Below are 18546 nucleotides of genomic sequence, written 5' to 3' on the forward strand. Positions count from 1 at the left end.
CGTGTTCAGACACCGCGCCGTGAGGTTTTTTTTACGCTTGCACGTCGCTTTGTTCGTCTCGTTATCAAGCGCCTCTTTTATCAAGGACATGTCATGACCACTTCGGAAAAAGCCCTGCGTTCACAACGTCTGAACCAGATCACCCACGAGCCGCACAGCAAACTCGATGCACTGGTGAAGGCGCACGCGCCGTTCGAGACCCGCGCCAACTTCGCCCGTTTCGTCGTCGCTCAGTACCTGTTCCAGTCGGAACTGGTCGACCTGTACAACGACGCCGAACTGACCGCCATTGTCCCTGACCTGCCAGCGCGTTGCCGCGCCGAAGCGGCCAAAGCTGACCTGGCTGATCTGCACACCGAAGTGCCGGCACCGGTCGCAGGCGCCGTGACAAACCCGAGCAAGGCCCGTGCCCTGGGCTGGATCTTTGTTTCCGAAGGTTCCAAGCTCGGTGCGGCGTTCCTGATCAAACGCGCGGTGGCGCTGGAGCTGAGCGAAACCTTCGGTGCCCGTCACCTCGGCGAGCCTGAAGGTGGCCGTGCCGAAGGCTGGAAAAGCTTCGTGCGCACTCTCGATTCGCTGCAGTTCAGCGCTGAAGAAGAGGCTGAGGTGGAGCAAGGCGCGATCGATGCGTTCAACCGCTTCACCGTGTTGCTGGAACAGGCTTACGCCACAGAAGCCGAACCGGCCTGACACAACACACATACCCCTGTAGGAGTGAGCCTGCTCGCGATGGCGTCCTGTCATTCAACATGAATGTCGACTGATACACCGCTATCGCGAGCAGGCTCACTCCTACAGGTGTCCTGCGTAAGCCTGTAAGATCTCCATTCCGCTTCAGAAGCCACCGCGTAGCCCATGCCGCAACCCGCCTCCTCGAAACTCGCCCGCGTGCTGTTCGGCCTCTTGGCCTACGTCAGCCTCGGCATCGGCCTGATCGCCATTGTCGTGCCCGGCCTGCCGACCACCGAGTTCATCCTCCTCGCCGCCTGGGCCGCGACCCGCAGCTCGCCGCGCCTGAGTGCCTGGCTGGAAAACCATCGCCTGTTCGGGCCGATCCTCAGCAACTGGCGCAACGGCAAGATCATCGCGCGCAAGGCCAAGGTCAGCGCCACGGTAAGCATGTTGCTCTGCGCCACGTTGATGCTGGTGATGCTCGATCACGGCTGGCCGATCTATCTGGCGATTGCCGGGATGAGCCTGGGCAATCTGTGGATCTGGTCGCGTCCGGAATCCCTGCCAAAACCTGTTTGATCAGCCACCGAAAATTTGCCGATGACCGGTCACGCACCGTTCACAGTCTTGAAACATCCCTGTAATTTTCCCCTTTTTCAGCACTTTCCCCTGCGCAAACGTTTAGCGCTGACCGTTCGTCGGCAGCCGCCTCATGCGCTCTCGTTCCACGCCGATGAGCATTGAATGGCGCTGAATGGAATTGGCGAACCGGATAGTTCATGTCCGCCTGCCACCCGTTTATTCATTCGCGAGATCGCCCCATGTTCGACTCTCTGTCCATTCGCCTAAAAATCGTTCTGCTCTCCGGCCTGTGCCTGCTCGGTGTGGTTGCGCTGATCGTCGGCATGAACATCTACCAGACCAACCAGAACGACGAACTGGTCAGCAACTCCAGCAACAAGCTGCTCACCGCCAGCGTGCAGAACCTGTTGCAAGCCAAAGCCGCCGAGCAAGCCGTGCGGGTGCAGAAAACCTTCGGTGAAAGCCTGACGGTGATCACGGCCGTGGCTGACCAGATCAAGGACCTGCGCGTCATGGCCGCCAAGCGTTCGCTGGATGCTGGCGCCTTGCGTGAAGAGTTGAACCTGAGCCTGAAAACCGCATTCGAGCGTAACGACAAAGTGCTCGGCATCTGGCTCGCCTTCGAACCGAACGCTCTCGACGGCAAGGACAGCGAGTTCGCCAACGACGCCGCGCGCCAGTCCAACGAAGCCGGGCGCTTCGCCACGTACTGGAGCCGCGCCGCCGGCGCCTCACTGAACACGATCATGGTCGAAGAAGACCTGACCAAAACCACCCTCAGCGTCAGCGGCACGCCTTACAACAGTTGGTACACCTGCCCTCGCGATGCCAAGCGCACCTGCCTGCTCGACCCGTATGCCGACACCGTCGGTGGCAAGGAAATGCTCATGACGACCATTTCCGTGCCGTTGATCGTCGACGGCAAAGCCATCGGTGTGGTCGGTGTCGACATCGCCCTCGACGCCCTGCAAGCAGCCGCCGTGGACTCCCAGCGCAGCCTGTTCAACAACGCCGGGCACATGCTGATCGTCTCCGGCAGCGGTGTGCTCGCTGCCGACAGTTCCGACGCCACCAAGGTCGGTAAAAAAATCAGCGACACCCTCGGTGCCGATGGCCAGGATGTGCTGCAACTACTCACCTCTGGCACACCGAAGATCCTCGAACACGGCGAGCTGATTCGTGCGGTGTACCCGGTTGACCCGATCGGCAACTCGCGCGCTTGGGGCGTAGTCATCGACCTGCCGAAACAAGTGCTGCTGGCCGACTCGGTCAAGCTGCAAGCGGTACTCGATGATGCGCAGGAAACCGGTGTGATCACCGCGCTGCTGGTCGCCGTGGTTGCCGGTCTGGTTGGCCTGCTGCTGATCTGGCTGACCGCGTCCGGCGTTACTCGCCCGATCAATAGCGTCGCCGAAATGCTGAAAAACATCGCCAGCGGCGAAGGCGATCTGACCCAGCGCCTGAACTACAACAAAAAAGATGAACTGGGCGAACTGGTGAACTGGTTCAACCGCTTCCTCGACAAGCTGCAACCGACTATCGCGCAGATCAAACAGAGCATCACCGAAGCGCGCGGCACCGCTGACCAGTCTTCGGAAATCGCCCGCCAGACCAGCGAAGGCATGCAGGTGCAGTTCCGCGAAATCGACCAGGTCGCCACCGCGTCCAACGAAATGAGCGCCACCGCCCACGACGTCGCCAACAGCGCGTCGAACGCGGCCAATGCCGCGAAAGGTGCCGACCAGTCAGCCAAGGACGGCATGTCGATCATTGAACGCAGCACCCGCGACATCAATCAACTGGCCGAGGAAGTCAGCAAAGCGGTGACCGAGGTTGAAGCGCTGGCAGTCAACAGCGAGCAGATCGGCTCGGTGCTGGAAGTGATCCGCAGCATCGCCGAACAAACCAACCTGCTGGCCCTCAACGCCGCCATCGAAGCGGCCCGCGCCGGTGAGAGCGGCCGTGGTTTTGCCGTGGTCGCCGACGAGGTACGTAACCTCGCCAAACGTACGCAGGATTCGGTGGAAGAAATTCGCGTGGTGATCGAGCGCATTCAGACCGGCACCCGTGGCGTGGTCGCGACCATGCATTCGAGCCAGACCCAGGCACACAACAACGCCGGGCAGATTCGTCAGGCCGTCGATGCGCTGGGCAAGATCAGCGATGCGGTGACGGTGATCAGCGACATGAACTTGCAGATTGCCAGCGCGGCGGAGCAGCAAAGTGCGGTGGCTGAAGAAGTGAATCGCAACGTGTCGGCGATCCGTACCGTCACCGAGACGCTGACCGGGCAAGCCACTGAGTCGGCGGCGATCAGCAGCCAGCTCAATGCTTTGGCCAGTCAGCAGATGAAATTGATGGATCAGTTCCGGGTCTGACGCGTCATTCAATCCACCACAAAAACGTGTGGGAGCTGGCTTGCCAGCGATGGCGGCACATCAGTTAGTACATTGTTGACTGACACTCCGCTATCGCTGGCAAGCCAGCTCCCACAGGGTCAAGTTGCAACCCTGCAATCGGGGATTTCATCTGACTCGGGATTGTTTTGCACTATCATCGCCCTCTCGCTCCGGAGGGCCTTCGATGACTGATTTACTCACGTCCATTCAAGCCGCACTCGGCTTGCCGCATACGCCGATCCCGTTCACCGACCGTGGCGCCCTGCCCTCGGCGTTCGCCGTCACCGAGCTTGCCTGCGCCAGCATCGCCGCTGCCGGTCAGGCCGTCAGCGAATTGCTCCGGCAGCAAACCGGCCAGCGACCTGCCGTTGAAGTCGATCGTCGATTGGCCTCGTCCTGGTTCGCCACGTCGATCCGACCGATTGGCTGGCAAGTCCCGCCACTGTGGGATCCAGTCGCTGGCGATTATCAGACCCGCGACGGCTGGATTCGCCTGCACACCAACGCCCCGCATCACCGCGCCGCCGCTGAACGCGTGCTCGGTGCCTGCGCCGACCGTGCCGCGATGGCGGCGAAAGTCGCGCGATGGGCGAGTACAGATCTGGAGCAAGCGGTGGTCGAGGCCAAGGGTTGCGCCGCCGAGATGCGCAGTTGGGCGCAGTGGCAGAAACATCCGCAGGGGCAGGCAGTGAATGCCGAACCGCTGGTGCATTTCCTCGATTCGCAAGATGAACGCAACCAACCGTGGCAAGGCTCGGTGGCGCAACCGTTGGCCGGGATCAAGGTATTGGATTTGACGCGCGTGCTCGCAGGCCCCACCGCCAGCCGTTTTCTCGCCGGCCTTGGCGCCGATGTATTGCGCATCGACTCACCGACCTGGAACGAGCCCGGTGTCGTCCCGGAAATGACCCTCGGCAAACGCTGCGCACGTCTTGATCTGCATGACCCGGCGGATCGCTCGGTGTTTGAAGGTTTGCTGAAAGACGCCGACATTCTGCTGCACGGTTACCGCGCCGATGCACTGGAGAATCTCGGTTTCGGCGTTGAGCGCCGTCGTCAGCTCGCACCCGGCCTGATTGATGCGGCCCTCAACGCCTACGGCTGGAGCGGTCCATGGCAGAACCGCCGGGGCTTCGACAGTCTGGTGCAGATGAGCAGCGGCATCGCCGAGGCCGGGATGCGCTGGAAGCAGACCAATAAGCCGACGCCGTTGCCGGTGCAGGGGCTGGATCATGCGACCGGGTATTTGCTGGCGGCGAGTGCGCTCCGACTGTTGACCGTGCGTTTGAAGACAGGTCGAGGTGGCTCGGCGCGATTGTCGCTGGCGCGCACGGCGAAACTGTTGATCGAGCATGGGTCTGGGATAACTGAAGCGCTGCGCGCCGAGGATGAACAGGATCAAGGTTTGCTGGTGGAGCAGACCCCATGGGGCCCGGCGCATCGCTTGCAGGTGCCGGTGAAGATCAGCGGCACACCGATCCAGTGGGCGTTGCCGGCTACAGAACTGGGTTCACATCACCCCCGGTGGTGAATCCAGAATCGCTATCGCGAGCAGGCTCACTCCTACATTCAACCGTGTTCCATCAGTAGAAATGCGGTCAACTGTAGGAGTGAGCCTGCTCGCGATGAGGCCTCAATTGACCAAGCAACATCGGATCAGTCTGCTCTGCTCAAAGATGTCCACAAAAGCTGCGCCGCATACCCTCGATAAGGTCGCCAGGCCTCGGCCCGCAACGACAATTCCGGCGCTGTCGGCCGCTCACCTTCCAGCACCTCCAACGCCCGCATCAACCCGACATCCCCGCTCGGAAAGCCATCCAGATCGCGCAACTGCCGCAACGCAATGTACTGCGCCGTCCACTCGCCAACCCCGTGCAACGCCAACAACCGCGCCACCGGATCAGGAAAATCCAGCTCCACCTCTAGCGCATCTCCCGCGCCGTTCCAGATCGAAACCGATCCATGCAACCCTTTCAAACTGATGCTGCGCGAGTACACGCCATCCACCACGGTCTCCATCCCGACCACCGCCCGCGCCGCGAGAAACCCCAACATCGCCTCCCAGTCATACGGCGGCGCATACGCAAGCGACAACCTCACAACGACAGCACACCACTGTACAAGCCATACGCCGCCAGCCCCGCACCGATGACCACGCAGGTGAAAATGCCTTTCTCGACATGGGTAAACAACGGCTCACCCTGTTCATGTTTAGCCTTGGCAAACAGGATCACCCCCGGCGCATAGAGCAACGCCGACAGCAGCAGATACTTCACCCCGCCGGCATACAACAACCACACCGCGTAACCGAGGGCAATGCCGCCGATCAGCAGATCCTTGGTGCGTTCGGCCGAGGCGTGTTCATAGGTTTCGCCGCGCCCGCTGAGCAGCACCGCATACGCCGCCGACCACAGGTACGGCACCAGAATCATCGACGACGCCAGGTAAATCAGGCTGGTGTAAGTGCCCGCCGAAAACAGCGTGATCAACAGGAAAATCTGGATCATCGCGTTGGTCAGCCACAGGGCGTTGACCGGCACATGGTTCTTGTTTTCCTTTTTCAGGAACGCCGGCATGGTTTTGTCCTTCGCCGTGGCGAAGAGAATTTCCGCGCAGAGCAATGCCCACGACAACAACGCACCGAGCAGTGAAATCGCCAGACCGATGCTGATCAAAAGCGCGCCCCACGGCCCGACAATGTGTTCGAGTACCGCCGCCAGCGACGGATTCTGCAAATTCGCCAGCTCCGGCTGGCTCATGATCCCCAACGACAACACATTGACCAGCACCAGCAGCGCCAGCACACCGATAAAACCGATCACCGTGGCGCGACCGACGTCGCTGCGCTTTTCCGCCCGCGCCGAGTACACACTGGCGCCTTCGATGCCGATGAACACGAACACCGTGACCAGCATCATGTTGCGCACCTGATCCATTACCCCGCCGAAATTCGGGTTGCTGGTGCCCCAGATATCGCGGGTAAAAATGTCAGCCTTGAAGGCGACGGCAGCGATGACGATGAACATGATCAGCGGCACCACTTTGGCCACCGTGGTCAGTTGATTGATCAGCGCCGCTTCCTTGATCCCGCGCATCACCAGAAAATGCACGGCCCACAGCAGCACCGACGCGCAGCCGATGGCGATTGGCGTATTGCCTTGCCCGAACACCGGAAAGAAGTAACCGAGGGTGCTGAACAGCAGCACGAAATAGCCGACATTGCCCAGCCAGGCACTGATCCAGTAACCCCAGGCGGACGAGAAACCCATGTAGTCGCCAAACCCGGCCTTGGCGTAAGCGTAGACACCCGAGTCCAGCTCCGGCTTGCGGTTGGCCAGCGTCTGAAACACGAACGCCAGGGTCAGCATGCCAATCGCAGTGATCCCCCATCCGATCAGAATCGCCCCGGCATCGGCGCGCGCCGCCATGTTCTGCGGCAGCGAAAAAATCCCTCCGCCAATCATCGAACCCACCACCAGGGCGATCAACGCGCCTAATCGCAGCTTTTGCGTCGGTTGCGACATTTCAGTTTCCCTTTGAAGTGTGGTGATCATGCATTTGTAACAACTATTAACTAAACGGATAAAGGTAAATGACGTTTATCAGGTAACGCCAATTAACGCCTGTTTATATATAGCGGATGACGCTAACGCCTAGCACGCTCAGACAGTTTTGTGCGCTGATCCTGATAAATCAATTCTGTACTGAAAACAGAGGCTGAAAATTTGCCAAACGCTGAAAAAGAACTAGCGTGATAATTCAAAAGTAATAATAGCCATTCCCAAAGATGTAGCCACAACGCCTCTAGGACGGGCCTTGCGGGCAGGATATTTATGCCTTCAGCCGAAGCCTAAGTCATTCATTAACAATGGAATGTGACCATGCACTGATCTAAGTCAGCTGTTTGAACAGACAACAGAACTACGCTGTGATCTCTTCTCTCCTGCAATGGAGTCATGCAATGTCTGAAGCTCCCGGAAAACTACGACTAGGTGCACTGGTTGCATTGGTAGTCGGCTCGATGATCGGTGGCGGGATATTCTCTTTGCCACAAAACATGGCCGCCAGCGCCGACGTCGGCGCGGTACTGATCGGTTGGGCCATTACCGCTGTCGGCATGCTCACCCTCGCTTTTGTCTTTCAAACCCTGGCCAATCGCAAGCCTGACCTGGACGGCGGTGTCTACGCCTACGCCAAGGCCGGATTCGGCGATTACATGGGTTTCTCGTCCGCCTGGGGTTACTGGATCAGTGCCTGGCTGGGCAACGTTGGTTACTTCGTTCTGCTGTTCAGCACCCTCGGTTACTTCTTCCCGATTTTCGGTGAGGGCAACACCGTTGCTGCGGTGATTGGCGCCTCGGTGCTGCTGTGGGCCGTGCACTTTCTGGTGCTGCGCGGGATCAAGGAAGCGGCGTTCATCAACCTCGTGACCACGGTCGCCAAGGTCGTGCCGCTGCTGCTGTTTGTGCTGATCGCGGTGTTCGCTTTCAAACTGGACATCTTCACCGCCGACATCTGGGGCATCAAAAATCCGGACCTGGGCAGTGTGATGAACCAGGTGCGCAACATGATGCTGGTCACCGTGTGGGTGTTCATCGGTATCGAGGGCGCGAGCATCTTCTCGGCCCGCGCGGAAAAACGCTCGGACGTTGGTAAAGCCACCGTGATCGGCTTCATCACCGTGCTGCTGTTTTTGGTGCTGGTGAACGTGCTGTCGCTGGGCATCATGACCCAACCGGAACTGGCGAAACTGCAGAACCCGTCGATGGCCGCCGTGCTTGAGCATGTGGTCGGTCACTGGGGCGCGGTGCTGATCAGTGTTGGTCTGATCATCTCGTTGTTGGGTGCGCTGCTGTCGTGGGTGCTGCTGTGTGCGGAGATCATGTTCGCCGCCGCCAAAGACCACACCATGCCGGAGTTCCTGCGCAAGGAAAACGCCAACCACGTACCGGTCAACGCCCTGTGGCTGACCAACGCGATGGTGCAGATTTTCCTGATCATCACGCTGTTCTCGGCCAGTACTTACCTGTCGCTGATCTACCTCGCCACCTCGATGATTCTGGTGCCGTACCTGTGGTCGGCGGCCTATGCCCTGCTGCTGGCGGTACGCGGCGAAAGCTACGAAGGCTTTGCTGCCGAGCGACGCAAGGATCTGATTATCGGCGGCATCGCGCTGATTTACGCGGTGTGGCTGCTGTATGCCGGCGGGGTCAAGTATCTGCTGCTCTCGGCCCTGCTCTACGCACCTGGCGCGATCCTGTTCGCCAAAGCCAAGCTGGAACTCAAACAACCGATTTTCACTAACGTCGAGAAGCTGATTTTCGCCGCAGTGGTCGTGGGTGCCCTGGTGGCTGCCTACGGTCTCTACGACGGCTTCCTGACTCTGTAATCCCTGATTGATTTGTTATCTGGAGGATCTGAAATGACCACGGAAAAAGTTAAGTACGGCGTACATTCCGAAGCCGGCAAACTGCGCAAAGTCATGGTGTGCTCCCCAGGTCTGGCCCATCAGCGGCTGACCCCGAACAACTGCGACGAGCTGCTGTTCGATGACGTGCTCTGGGTGGCCCAGGCCAAGCGCGACCACTTCGACTTCGTCACCAAGATGCGCGAGCGCGGTATCGATGTGCTGGAAATGCACAACCTGCTGACCGACATCGTCGCCATCCCTGAGGCGCTGGACTGGATTCTCGAGCGCAAGGTCACCGCCGATTCGGTGGGCCTGGGCCTGATCAACGAAGTCAAATCCTGGCTGAAAAGCCTGGAGCCACGGCACATCGCCGAATTCCTGATTGGCGGCGTCTCCGCCGATGATCTGCCGGACAGCTTCGGTGGCAAGACCATCCAGATGTTCCGCGACTTCCTCGGCCACTCCAGCTTCATTCTGCCGCCGCTGCCGAACACTCAGTTCACCCGTGACACCACCTGCTGGATCTACGGTGGCGTGACGCTGAACCCGATGTACTGGCCAGCGCGTCGTCAGGAAACTCTGCTGACCACCGCCATCTACAAATTCCACCCGCAGTTCACCAACGCCGAATTTGAAATCTGGTACGGCGACCCGGACAAGGATCACGGCAGCTCCACCCTTGAGGGCGGCGACGTCATGCCAATCGGCAACGGCGTGGTGTTGATCGGCATGGGCGAACGCTCATCGCGTCAGGCCATCGGCCAACTGGCGTTGAACCTGTTCAAGAACAAAGCCGTGGAAAAAGTCATCGTTGCCGGCCTGCCGAAATCCCGCGCGGCGATGCACCTCGACACCGTATTCAGCTTCTGCGACCGCGACCTGGTGACGATTTTCCCTGAGGTGGTGAACCAGATCGTCGCCTTCACCCTGCGCCCTGACGAAAGCAAACAGGGCGGCATCGACATCCGCCGTGAAGAAGGCACCTTCCTCGACACCGTGGCCAAAGCCCTCAACCTGTCGAAGCTGCGCGTGGTGGAGACCGGCGGCAACAGCTTCGCCGCCGAGCGCGAACAGTGGGACGACGGCAACAACGTGGTGGCCGTGGAGCCGGGCGTGGTCATCGGCTACGACCGCAACACCTACACCAACACCCTGCTGCGCAAGGCCGGCGTGGAAGTCATCACCATCAGCGCCGGTGAACTCGGCCGAGGCCGTGGCGGTGGCCACTGCATGACCTGCCCGATCATCCGCGACCCGATCGATTACTAAACCTCTGAGCCCTGGCCGACACTTACAACGTGCGGCCAGGGGGATAACCGACACCGAAGGAGATCCATCATGGCTTTTAACATTCACAACCGTAACCTGCTCAGCCTGGAACACCACACCCCACGTGAGCTGCGTTACCTGCTCGACCTGTCCCGCGACCTCAAACGCGCCAAATACACCGGCACCGAGCAGCAACACCTGAAGGGCAACAACATCGCCCTGATCTTCGAAAAGACCTCGACCCGCACCCGTTGCGCTTTCGAAGTGGCGGCCTATGACCAAGGCGCCAACGTCACCTACATCGACCCGAACTCGTCGCAGATCGGCCACAAAGAAAGCATGAAAGACACCGCCCGCGTGCTCGGTCGCATGTACGACGCTATCGAGTACCGTGGCTTCAAACAGGAAATTGTCGAAGAGCTGGCCAAGTTCGCCGGCGTACCAGTGTTCAACGGTCTGACCGATGAATATCACCCGACGCAAATGATCGCCGACGTGCTGACCATGCGTGAACACGCCGACAAGCCGATCCATGAAATCAGCTACGCCTACCTCGGCGATGCGCGCAACAACATGGGCAACTCGTTGCTGCTGGTCGGCGCCAAACTCGGCATGGACGTGCGCATCTGCGCGCCGAAAGCGCTGTGGCCACTGGATGATCTGGTCGAGCGTTGCCACAAATATGCCGAAGAAAGCGGCGCACGCATCACCCTGACCGAAGACCCGAAAGCGGCGGTCAAAGGCGTCGACTTCATCCACACCGACGTTTGGGTGTCGATGGGCGAGCCGGTTGAAGCGTGGGCCGAGCGTATCCAGCAACTGCTGCCGTACCAGGTCAACGCCGAGCTGATGAAAGCCTCCGGCAACCCGCGCACCAAGTTCATGCACTGCCTGCCGGCGTTCCACAACAGCGATACCAAAGTCGGCAAGCAAATCGCCGAACAGTATCCGCACCTGAAAAACGGCATCGAAGTGACCGACGACGTGTTCGAGTCGCCCGCCTGCATCGCCTTCGAGCAAGCGGAAAACCGCATGCACACGATCAAGGCGATTCTGGTTTCGACCCTGGCTGATCTGTAACTGGATGATCAGGCTCTCCATGATCGTTCCCACGCTCCCGCGTGGGAATGCATCCCGTGACGCTCTGCGTCACAGCGGACGCGGAGCGTCCGTGGCGGCATTCCCACGCAGAGCGTGGGAACGATCACTACGAAAAGGACATGCACCATGCGTATCGTCGTAGCTCTGGGCGGTAACGCCCTGCTCCGCCGTGGTGAACCGATGACCGCTGACAATCAGCGCGCCAACATCCGCATCGCCACCGAGCAAATCGCCAAGATCCATCCCGGCAACCAACTGGTCATCGCCCACGGCAATGGCCCGCAAGTCGGCCTGCTGTCGCTGCAAGCGGCGGCCTACACGTCCGTCACCCCTTACCCGCTGGACGTGCTCGGTGCCGAAACCGAAGGCATGATCGGTTACATCATCGAACAGGAATTGGGCAACCTGCTCGACTTCGAAGTGCCGTTCGCCACCCTGCTCACTCAGGTCGAAGTAGACGCCAAAGATCCGGCCTTCCAGAACCCGACCAAACCCATCGGCCCGGTTTACGACAAGGCCGAAGCAGAAAAACTCGCTGCCGAAAAAGGCTGGGCGATTGCTCCGGACGGCGACAAGTTCCGCCGTGTGGTCGCCAGTCCACGGCCAAAACGCATCTTCGAAATCCGCCCGATCAAGTGGCTGCTGGACAAGGGCAGCATCGTGATTTGCGCCGGTGGCGGCGGGATTCCGACCATGTACGACGAGAACCGTAATCTCAAGGGTATCGAGGCGGTGATCGACAAGGACCTGTGCTCGTCGCTGCTCGCCGAGCAACTGGAAGCCGATCTGCTGGTGATCGCGACGGACGTCAACGCGGCGTTCATCGATTACGGCAAGCCAACGCAGAAAGCCATCGCCGAAGCGCACCCGGATGAACTCGAACGCCTCGGCTTCGCCGCCGGTTCCATGGGGCCGAAGGTGCAGGCCGCCTGCGAATTCGCCCGCCATACTGGCAAGGTTGCGGTGATCGGTTCGCTGGCGGACATTGAAGCCATCGTCCAGGGCACTGCCGGTACGCGCGTGACAACCGCGAAGCCGGGCATCACTTACCGATAATTAGAAACTCCGGGGGCAGGCCGAGGGTCTGCCCTTCTCCCATGCCTTGAAAGGAGAAAACCATGGCCCAGTTTGAACCCGGTCATTTGCACATCGAGCGACATGCGTTGACCGACGATGACGTCAATTACAACGTGCATCTCGACTATGAAGTGTTCACCGATCCGCAGAAAGGCAAAGGGATACAGTTCACGCTGCATGGCAGCATGCAGGGCAAGGACATGAAGGAAGTGTTTTTCCTGCCCAAGGAAGAGGCTTACAACTTCGCCCGCGACGTGACCCGCATCGCCGAGAAGTACGGGATTCCCAAGGCGCACAGCCAGATCGGTTCGGTGCACAAGCATTACGATTTGATGTTTGAAGACATTCGGCAGAAGTTGAATATGCAATCCGGGGATCCGGTCAATCCCGAGCATTTCGAGTAAACCGCAAAAGCCCCTCACCCTAGCCCTCTCCCGGAGGGAGAGGGGACTGATCGGGGGATGCTTCAGAGTTACGCCGACTTGATCCTGCATCACTGAATCCATAATCGCCTCGATTTTTCAGGTCGACGTGTAGCGCCAGACACCTCGGTCGGCCCCCTCTCCCTCCGGGAGAGGGCTGGGGTGAGGGTGCTTTTGCTTTCACCTCTCTCCAAGCCCAAGGCATACTTGCCACCCTCCGCTCTGCAGATCACTGAATCGCCCCATGCGTATCCACGTCAGCTTCATCGACCGCGTCGGCATCACCCAGGAAGTCCTGGCTATCCTCGGTGGGCGCAACCTCAATCTGGATGCGGTGGAGATGATCCCGCCGAACGTCTACATCGACGCGCCGACCCTGAGCCCGCAAGTGCTCGAAGAACTGAAAGATGCCCTGTTCCGTGTGCTCGGCGTTGTAGCAGTGACGGTGGTCGACATCCTCCCCGGCCAGCGTCGGCACTTGCAGCTCGACGCGTTACTGGCGGCGATGACCGACCCGGTGTTGGCCCTCGACAGCGCCGGCAAAGTGTTGCTGGCCAACCCGGCGTTGATCGCGCTTTACGGTCGCGAGCCGGCGGGTGAAAGCGTCGCTGAACTGTTCAACGATCCGGCCCTGCTCGACACCTTGCTCGAACACGGCTTCCGTTTGCCGCTGCGCGAAATCACCGTCAACGGTCAGACCTTGTTGCTCGACGCCACGCCGATCACCGACGCTGGCGCGCTATTGACCTTGTATCAACCGAACCGCATCGGCGAACAACTCTCGGCACTGCACCACGACCATGCCGAAGGCTTCGATGCACTGCTTGGCGAATCCCCGGCGATCCGCACCCTCAAGGCCCGCGCGCAGCGTGTAGCAGCCCTCGATGCACCGCTGCTGATTCAAGGCGAAACCGGCACCGGTAAAGAACTGGTTGCCCGTGCCTGCCACGCGATCAGCACTCGGCACAGTGCACCGTTTCTCGCCCTGAACTGCGCCGCGCTGCCGGAAAACCTCGCCGAAAGCGAACTGTTCGGCTACGCCCCCGGCGCTTTCACAGGAGCAGCGCGCGGCGGCAAACCGGGGTTGATGGAACTGGCCAACCAGGGCACGGTGTTTCTCGATGAGATCGGCGAGATGTCGCCGTATTTGCAGGCCAAGTTGCTGCGTTTCTTGAACGACGGCAGCTTCCGCCGCGTCGGCGGTGATCGCGAAGTGAAGGTCAACGTGCGCATCCTCAGCGCGACCCACCGCGATCTGGAAAAAATGGTCAGCGAAGGCTTGTTCCGCGAAGACCTGTTCTATCGCCTCAACGTGCTCAACGTTGAAGTGCCGCCACTGCGTGAACGCGGTCAGGACATTCTGCTGTTGGCACGCTATTTCATGCAGCAGGCTTGCGCGCAGATTCAGCGCCCGGTCTGCCGCCTCGCACCGGGGACTTATCCGGCGCTGCTCGGCAACCGCTGGCCGGGCAACGTACGGCAATTGCAGAACGTGATCTTCCGCGCGGCGGCGATCTGCGAGAGCAGTCTGGTCGATATCGGCGATCTCGATATTGCCGGCACCTCCGTCGCACGGCAGACCGACAGCGACGTCGACAGCCTCGAACAAGCGGTCGAAGCCTTCGAGCGATCGCTGCTGGAAAAACTCTACGTCAGCTACCCCTCGACCCGCCAACTGGCCAGCCGCCTGCAGACTTCGCACACCGCGATCGCCCATCGCCTGCGCAAGTACGGCATTCCCAACAAACCCTGAACACACCGCAAATCCCCTGTAGGAGTGAGCCTGCTCGCGATAGCGGTCTGACATTCAACATTTGCGACGTCTGACACACCGCTATCGCGAGCAGGCTCACTCCTACATTTATTTGTGGCGGATTCAAAATCTGCTCGAAAACGACCCCCACCTGTACTGAAAGCGCTACAGCGGAACGATATCGCTACACCCTCCTCCGGTCACCGCTGTGCAAGGCTTTGATCCCGTTCAGCTTTTATCCTCGCTCCATGCTGTAGCGATTTCGCTACAGAGATGCCTGCCCTCTCGACTCCATAAATATCCAAGCTATTGATTTATAAAGATAAATTAACCTTGGCCGCGTTCTTGCTAATCAACCCCTCATAAAAGAAGGGCTTCCCTGCCCAAGCCTTCCACCGCGTCCACCAGACGAGTCTGGCCCCCTGAGGAGTTTCCATGAGCGAGTTGCGTTTTACTGAAGATCACGAATGGCTGCGCACCGAAGCTGACGGCAGCGTTACTGTCGGCATCACCGCTTTCGCGCAGAACGCCTTGGGCGACGTGGTGTTCGTGCAACTGCCTGAGCTGCAGGCTTACGAAAAAGGCGCCGAAGCCGCCACCGTTGAATCGGTGAAAGCCGCCAGCGGCGTGTACATGCCCCTCGACGGCGAAGTGCTGGCCGTCAACCCGGCGCTGGAAGATGCCCCGGAACTGGTCAACGAAGATCCGCTGGGCGAAGGCTGGTTCTTCCGCTTCCAGCCAAGCGACGCCGCCGCTGTCGGCAAATTGCTCGATCAGGACGCGTACGACCGTCTGATCAAAGCCCAAGCCGAAGCCTGAGGAATACCGACATGAGCCAAATCAACCTCGGCACCGCCAACGAATTCATCGCCCGTCACATCGGCCCGCGCGCCGGTGACGAGCAAGCCATGCTCAACAGCCTCGGCTTCGATTCCCTCGAAGCCCTGAGCGCCAGCGTCATCCCGGAAAGCATCAAGGGCACCAGCGTGCTCGGCATGGACGACGGTTTGAGCGAGGCCGATGCCTTGGCGATGATCAAATCCATCGCCGGCAAAAATCAGCTGTTCAAAACCTACATCGGCCAGGGCTACTACAACTGCCACACGCCGTCGCCGATCCTGCGCAACCTGCTGGAAAACCCGGCCTGGTACACCGCTTACACCCCGTATCAGCCAGAAATTTCCCAGGGCCGTCTCGAAGCGCTGCTGAACTTCCAGACCCTGATCAGCGACCTCACCGGCCTGCCGATCGCCAACGCATCCTTGCTCGACGAAGCCACCGCCGCTGCCGAAGCCATGACCTTCTGCAAACGCCTGAGCAAGAACAAGGGCAGCCACCAATTCTTCGCCTCGATCCACAGCCACCCGCAAACCCTCGACGTGCTGCGCACCCGTGCCGAGCCGCTGGGCATTGACGTGGTCGTCGGCGACGAGCGTGAACTGACCGACGTGACGCCGTTCTTCGGCGCGCTGCTGCAATACCCGGCAGCCAACGGTGACGTGTTCGACTACCGCGAACTGACCGAACGCTTCCACGCCGCCAACGCCTTGGTCGCCGTCGCCGCTGACCTGCTGGCCCTGACCTTGCTGACCGCGCCGGGCGAGTTCGGTGCGGACGTCGCCATCGGTTCGGCACAACGCTTCGGCGTGCCGCTGGGCTTCGGTGGCCCGCACGCCGCTTACTTCTCCACCAAAGATGCGTTCAAGCGCGACATGCCGGGCCGTTTGGTCGGCGTGTCGGTTGACCGTTTCGGCAAGCCGGCGCTGCGTCTGGCGATGCAGACCCGCGAGCAACACATCCGCCGCGAGAAGGCCACGTCGAACATCTGCACCGCGCAGGTGCTGCTGGCCAACATCGCCAGCATGTACGCCGTCTACCACGGCCCGAAAGGCCTGACGCAGATCGCCAACCGCGTGCATCACCTGACCGCGATTCTGGCCAAGGGCCTGACCGCGCTGGGCGCTAGCGTCGAACAAGCGAGCTTCTTCGACACCCTGACCGTGGCCACCGGCGCGCAAACTGCCGCGCTGCATGACAAGGCGCACGCTGCGCAGATCAACCTGCGCGTGATCGACGCTCAGCGTCTGGGCCTGTCGGTCGATGAAACCACCACCCAGGCGGACATCGAAACCCTGTGGGGCCTGTTCGCCGACGGCAAGACCCTGCCGGACTTCGCCGCCCTCGCCGCTTCGGTTCAAAGCACTATCCCTGCTTCGCTGGTACGCCAGTCGCCAATCCTCAGCCACCCGGTGTTCAACCGTTATCACTCGGAAACCGAGCTGATGCGCTATCTGCGCAAACTGGCCGACAAGGATCTGGCCCTGGATCGCACCATGATCCCGCTGGGTTCGTGCACCATGAAACTCAACGCCGCCAGCGAAATGATCCCGGTGACCTGGGCTGAATTCGGCGCTCTGCACCCGTTCGCCCCGGCCGCACAAAGTGCCGGTTACCAGCAACTGACCGACGAACTGGAAGCGATGCTCTGCGCCGCCACCGGTTACGACGCGATCTCGCTGCAACCGAACGCCGGTTCACAAGGTGAATACGCTGGCCTGCTGGCGATTCGTGCTTATCACCAGAGCCGTGGCGATGAACGCCGCGACATCTGCCTGATCCCGTCGTCCGCCCACGGCACCAACCCGGCCACCGCCAACATGGCTGGCATGCGCGTTGTCGTGACTGCGTGCGATGCGCGCGGCAACGTCGACATCGAAGACCTGCGCGCCAAAGCCATCGAGCACCGCGAACACCTCGCCGCGCTGATGATCACTTACCCGTCGACCCACGGCGTGTTCGAAGAAGGCATCCGCGAAATCTGCGGGATCATTCATGACAACGGCGGCCAGGTGTACATCGACGGCGCCAACATGAACGCGATGGTCGGCCTCTGCGCACCGGGCAAGTTCGGCGGCGACGTCTCGCACCTGAACCTGCACAAAACCTTCTGCATCCCGCACGGCGGTGGCGGCCCGGGCGTCGGCCCGATTGGCGTCAAGTCGCACCTGACGCCGTTCCTGCCCGGCCACGGCCAGATGCAACGCAAGGAAGGCGCGGTCTGCGCGGCACCGTTCGGCAGCGCGAGCATTCTGCCGATCACCTGGATGTACATTCGCATGATGGGCGGCGCCGGTTTGAAGCGCGCTTCGCAGCTGGCGATCCTCAATGCCAACTACATTTCCCGTCGCCTCGAAGAGCACTACCCAGTGCTGTACACCGGCAGCAACGGCCTGGTGGCGCACGAGTGCATCCTCGATCTGCGTCCGTTGAAAGACAGCAGCGGCATCAGCGTTGATGACGTCGCCAAGCGCCTGATCGACTTCGGCTTCCACGCCCCGACCATGTCGTTCCCGGTCGCCGGCACGCTGATGATCGAGCCGACCGAAAGTGAATCCAAAGAAGAACTGGATCGCTTCTGCGACGCCATGATCCGCATCCGCGAAGAAATCCGCGCGGTGGAAAACGGCACGCTGGACAAGGACGACAACCCACTGAAAAACGCCCCGCACACTGCGGCGGAACTGGTTGGCGAGTGGACTCACCCGTACAGCCGCGAGCAGGCCGTTTACCCGGTAGCGTCGCTGATCGAAGGCAAATACTGGCCACCGGTCGGTCGCGTCGACAACGTCTTCGGTGATCGCAACCTGGTGTGCGCCTGCCCGTCGATCGAAAGCTACGCTTAAACGAATGAGGGGCGTTTTAATCGCCCCGATTTCTGCAACACCACAGATCCCCCTGTGGGAGCGAGCCTGCTCGCGAAAGCGTAGTGTCAGTTAATGAAAGGTTGTCTGACCCAGCGCTTTCGCGAGCAGGCTCGCTCCCACAAGGGATCTGCGACCGATTTCGGACTTCCGCCAATTC

At 60.4% G+C, this 18546-nt stretch carries 13 protein-coding genes and 2 pseudogenes; 13 read left to right on the top strand and 2 right to left on the bottom strand.

What is annotated here, in order from left to right; genetic code table 11:
• The first annotated feature begins 93 nt into the window (after positions 1 to 93).
• The 5 genes and pseudogenes from CQ009_RS14075 to CQ009_RS14095 all read left to right on the top strand — a co-directional run bounded on the left by CQ009_RS14075 (position 94) and on the right by CQ009_RS14095 (position 5184).
• Positions 94 to 690 (top strand): biliverdin-producing heme oxygenase, encoded by a 597-nt coding sequence (locus CQ009_RS14075; RefSeq protein WP_064391739.1) that lies wholly within the window; start codon positions 94 to 96, stop codon positions 688 to 690.
• 165 nt (positions 691 to 855) lie between these two features.
• Positions 856 to 1251 carry a YbaN family protein gene (locus CQ009_RS14085; protein WP_105706995.1) on the top strand — a complete coding sequence of 132 codons (396 nt, stop codon included), beginning with the start codon at positions 856 to 858 and terminating at the stop codon, positions 1249 to 1251.
• A gap of 515 nt (positions 1252 to 1766) precedes the next feature.
• Positions 1767 to 2726 (top strand): annotated as a pseudogene (locus CQ009_RS30430) (chemotaxis protein); the annotation flags it as partial.
• A gap of 375 nt (positions 2727 to 3101) precedes the next feature.
• Positions 3102 to 3632: pseudogene (locus CQ009_RS30435) on the top strand (methyl-accepting chemotaxis protein); the annotation flags it as partial.
• Positions 3633 to 3837: 205 nt separating this feature from the next.
• Complete coding sequence (locus CQ009_RS14095) at positions 3838 to 5184, top strand: CoA transferase (protein ID WP_105706999.1); 1347 nt, start codon at positions 3838 to 3840, stop codon at positions 5182 to 5184.
• A gap of 125 nt (positions 5185 to 5309) precedes the next feature.
• On the opposite strand, the gene CQ009_RS14100 is transcribed toward CQ009_RS14095, so the two are convergent.
• Both CQ009_RS14100 and arcD (CQ009_RS14105) read right to left on the bottom strand, forming a co-directional pair.
• Entirely contained in the window at positions 5310 to 5753 is a 444-nt protein-coding gene (locus tag CQ009_RS14100; protein WP_105707001.1) for an AlkA N-terminal domain-containing protein, read from the bottom strand.
• Positions 5750 to 7177, bottom strand: coding sequence for an arginine-ornithine antiporter (gene arcD / locus CQ009_RS14105; protein WP_064391748.1), 1428 nt, complete (start codon positions 7175 to 7177; stop codon positions 5750 to 5752). Before arcD (CQ009_RS14105) ends, CQ009_RS14100 begins: the two co-directional genes overlap by 4 nt.
• Before the next feature lie 437 nt (positions 7178 to 7614).
• Between arcD (CQ009_RS14105) and arcD (CQ009_RS14110) the strand changes: the two genes are divergently transcribed.
• The 8 genes from arcD (CQ009_RS14110) to gcvP all read left to right on the top strand — a co-directional run bounded on the left by arcD (CQ009_RS14110) (position 7615) and on the right by gcvP (position 18368).
• Positions 7615 to 9042, top strand: coding sequence for an arginine-ornithine antiporter (gene arcD, locus CQ009_RS14110; RefSeq protein ID WP_007908042.1), 1428 nt, complete (start codon positions 7615 to 7617; stop codon positions 9040 to 9042).
• A gap of 33 nt (positions 9043 to 9075) precedes the next feature.
• Entirely contained in the window at positions 9076 to 10332 is a 1257-nt protein-coding gene (gene arcA / locus CQ009_RS14115; RefSeq protein WP_105707003.1) for an arginine deiminase, read from the top strand.
• Between the two features lie 69 nt (positions 10333 to 10401).
• Positions 10402 to 11412: an ornithine carbamoyltransferase gene (locus CQ009_RS14120; RefSeq protein ID WP_008086805.1), complete on the top strand. Its 1011-nt coding sequence runs from the start codon at positions 10402 to 10404 to the stop codon at positions 11410 to 11412.
• Between the two features lie 147 nt (positions 11413 to 11559).
• Positions 11560 to 12489: a carbamate kinase gene (gene arcC, locus CQ009_RS14125; RefSeq protein WP_034153407.1), complete on the top strand. Its 930-nt coding sequence runs from the start codon at positions 11560 to 11562 to the stop codon at positions 12487 to 12489.
• A gap of 62 nt (positions 12490 to 12551) precedes the next feature.
• Positions 12552 to 12914 carry a DUF5064 family protein gene (locus CQ009_RS14130; protein ID WP_064391750.1) on the top strand — a complete coding sequence of 121 codons (363 nt, stop codon included), beginning with the start codon at positions 12552 to 12554 and terminating at the stop codon, positions 12912 to 12914.
• A gap of 262 nt (positions 12915 to 13176) precedes the next feature.
• Positions 13177 to 14685, top strand: coding sequence for a sigma-54-dependent transcriptional regulator (locus CQ009_RS14135; protein ID WP_064391753.1), 1509 nt, complete (start codon positions 13177 to 13179; stop codon positions 14683 to 14685).
• A 435-nt stretch (positions 14686 to 15120) separates the two neighbouring features.
• Entirely contained in the window at positions 15121 to 15504 is a 384-nt protein-coding gene (gcvH, locus tag CQ009_RS14145) for a glycine cleavage system protein GcvH (protein WP_064391754.1), read from the top strand.
• Positions 15505 to 15515: 11 nt separating this feature from the next.
• Positions 15516 to 18368, top strand: coding sequence for an aminomethyl-transferring glycine dehydrogenase (gene gcvP, locus CQ009_RS14150; RefSeq protein WP_105707007.1), 2853 nt, complete (start codon positions 15516 to 15518; stop codon positions 18366 to 18368).
• The last annotated feature ends 178 nt before the right edge of the window (positions 18369 to 18546 follow it).

This window comes from Pseudomonas sp. MYb2 (genome assembly GCF_002979955.1).
In the GTDB taxonomy this organism is placed as follows: Bacteria; Pseudomonadota; Gammaproteobacteria; order Pseudomonadales; family Pseudomonadaceae; genus Aquipseudomonas.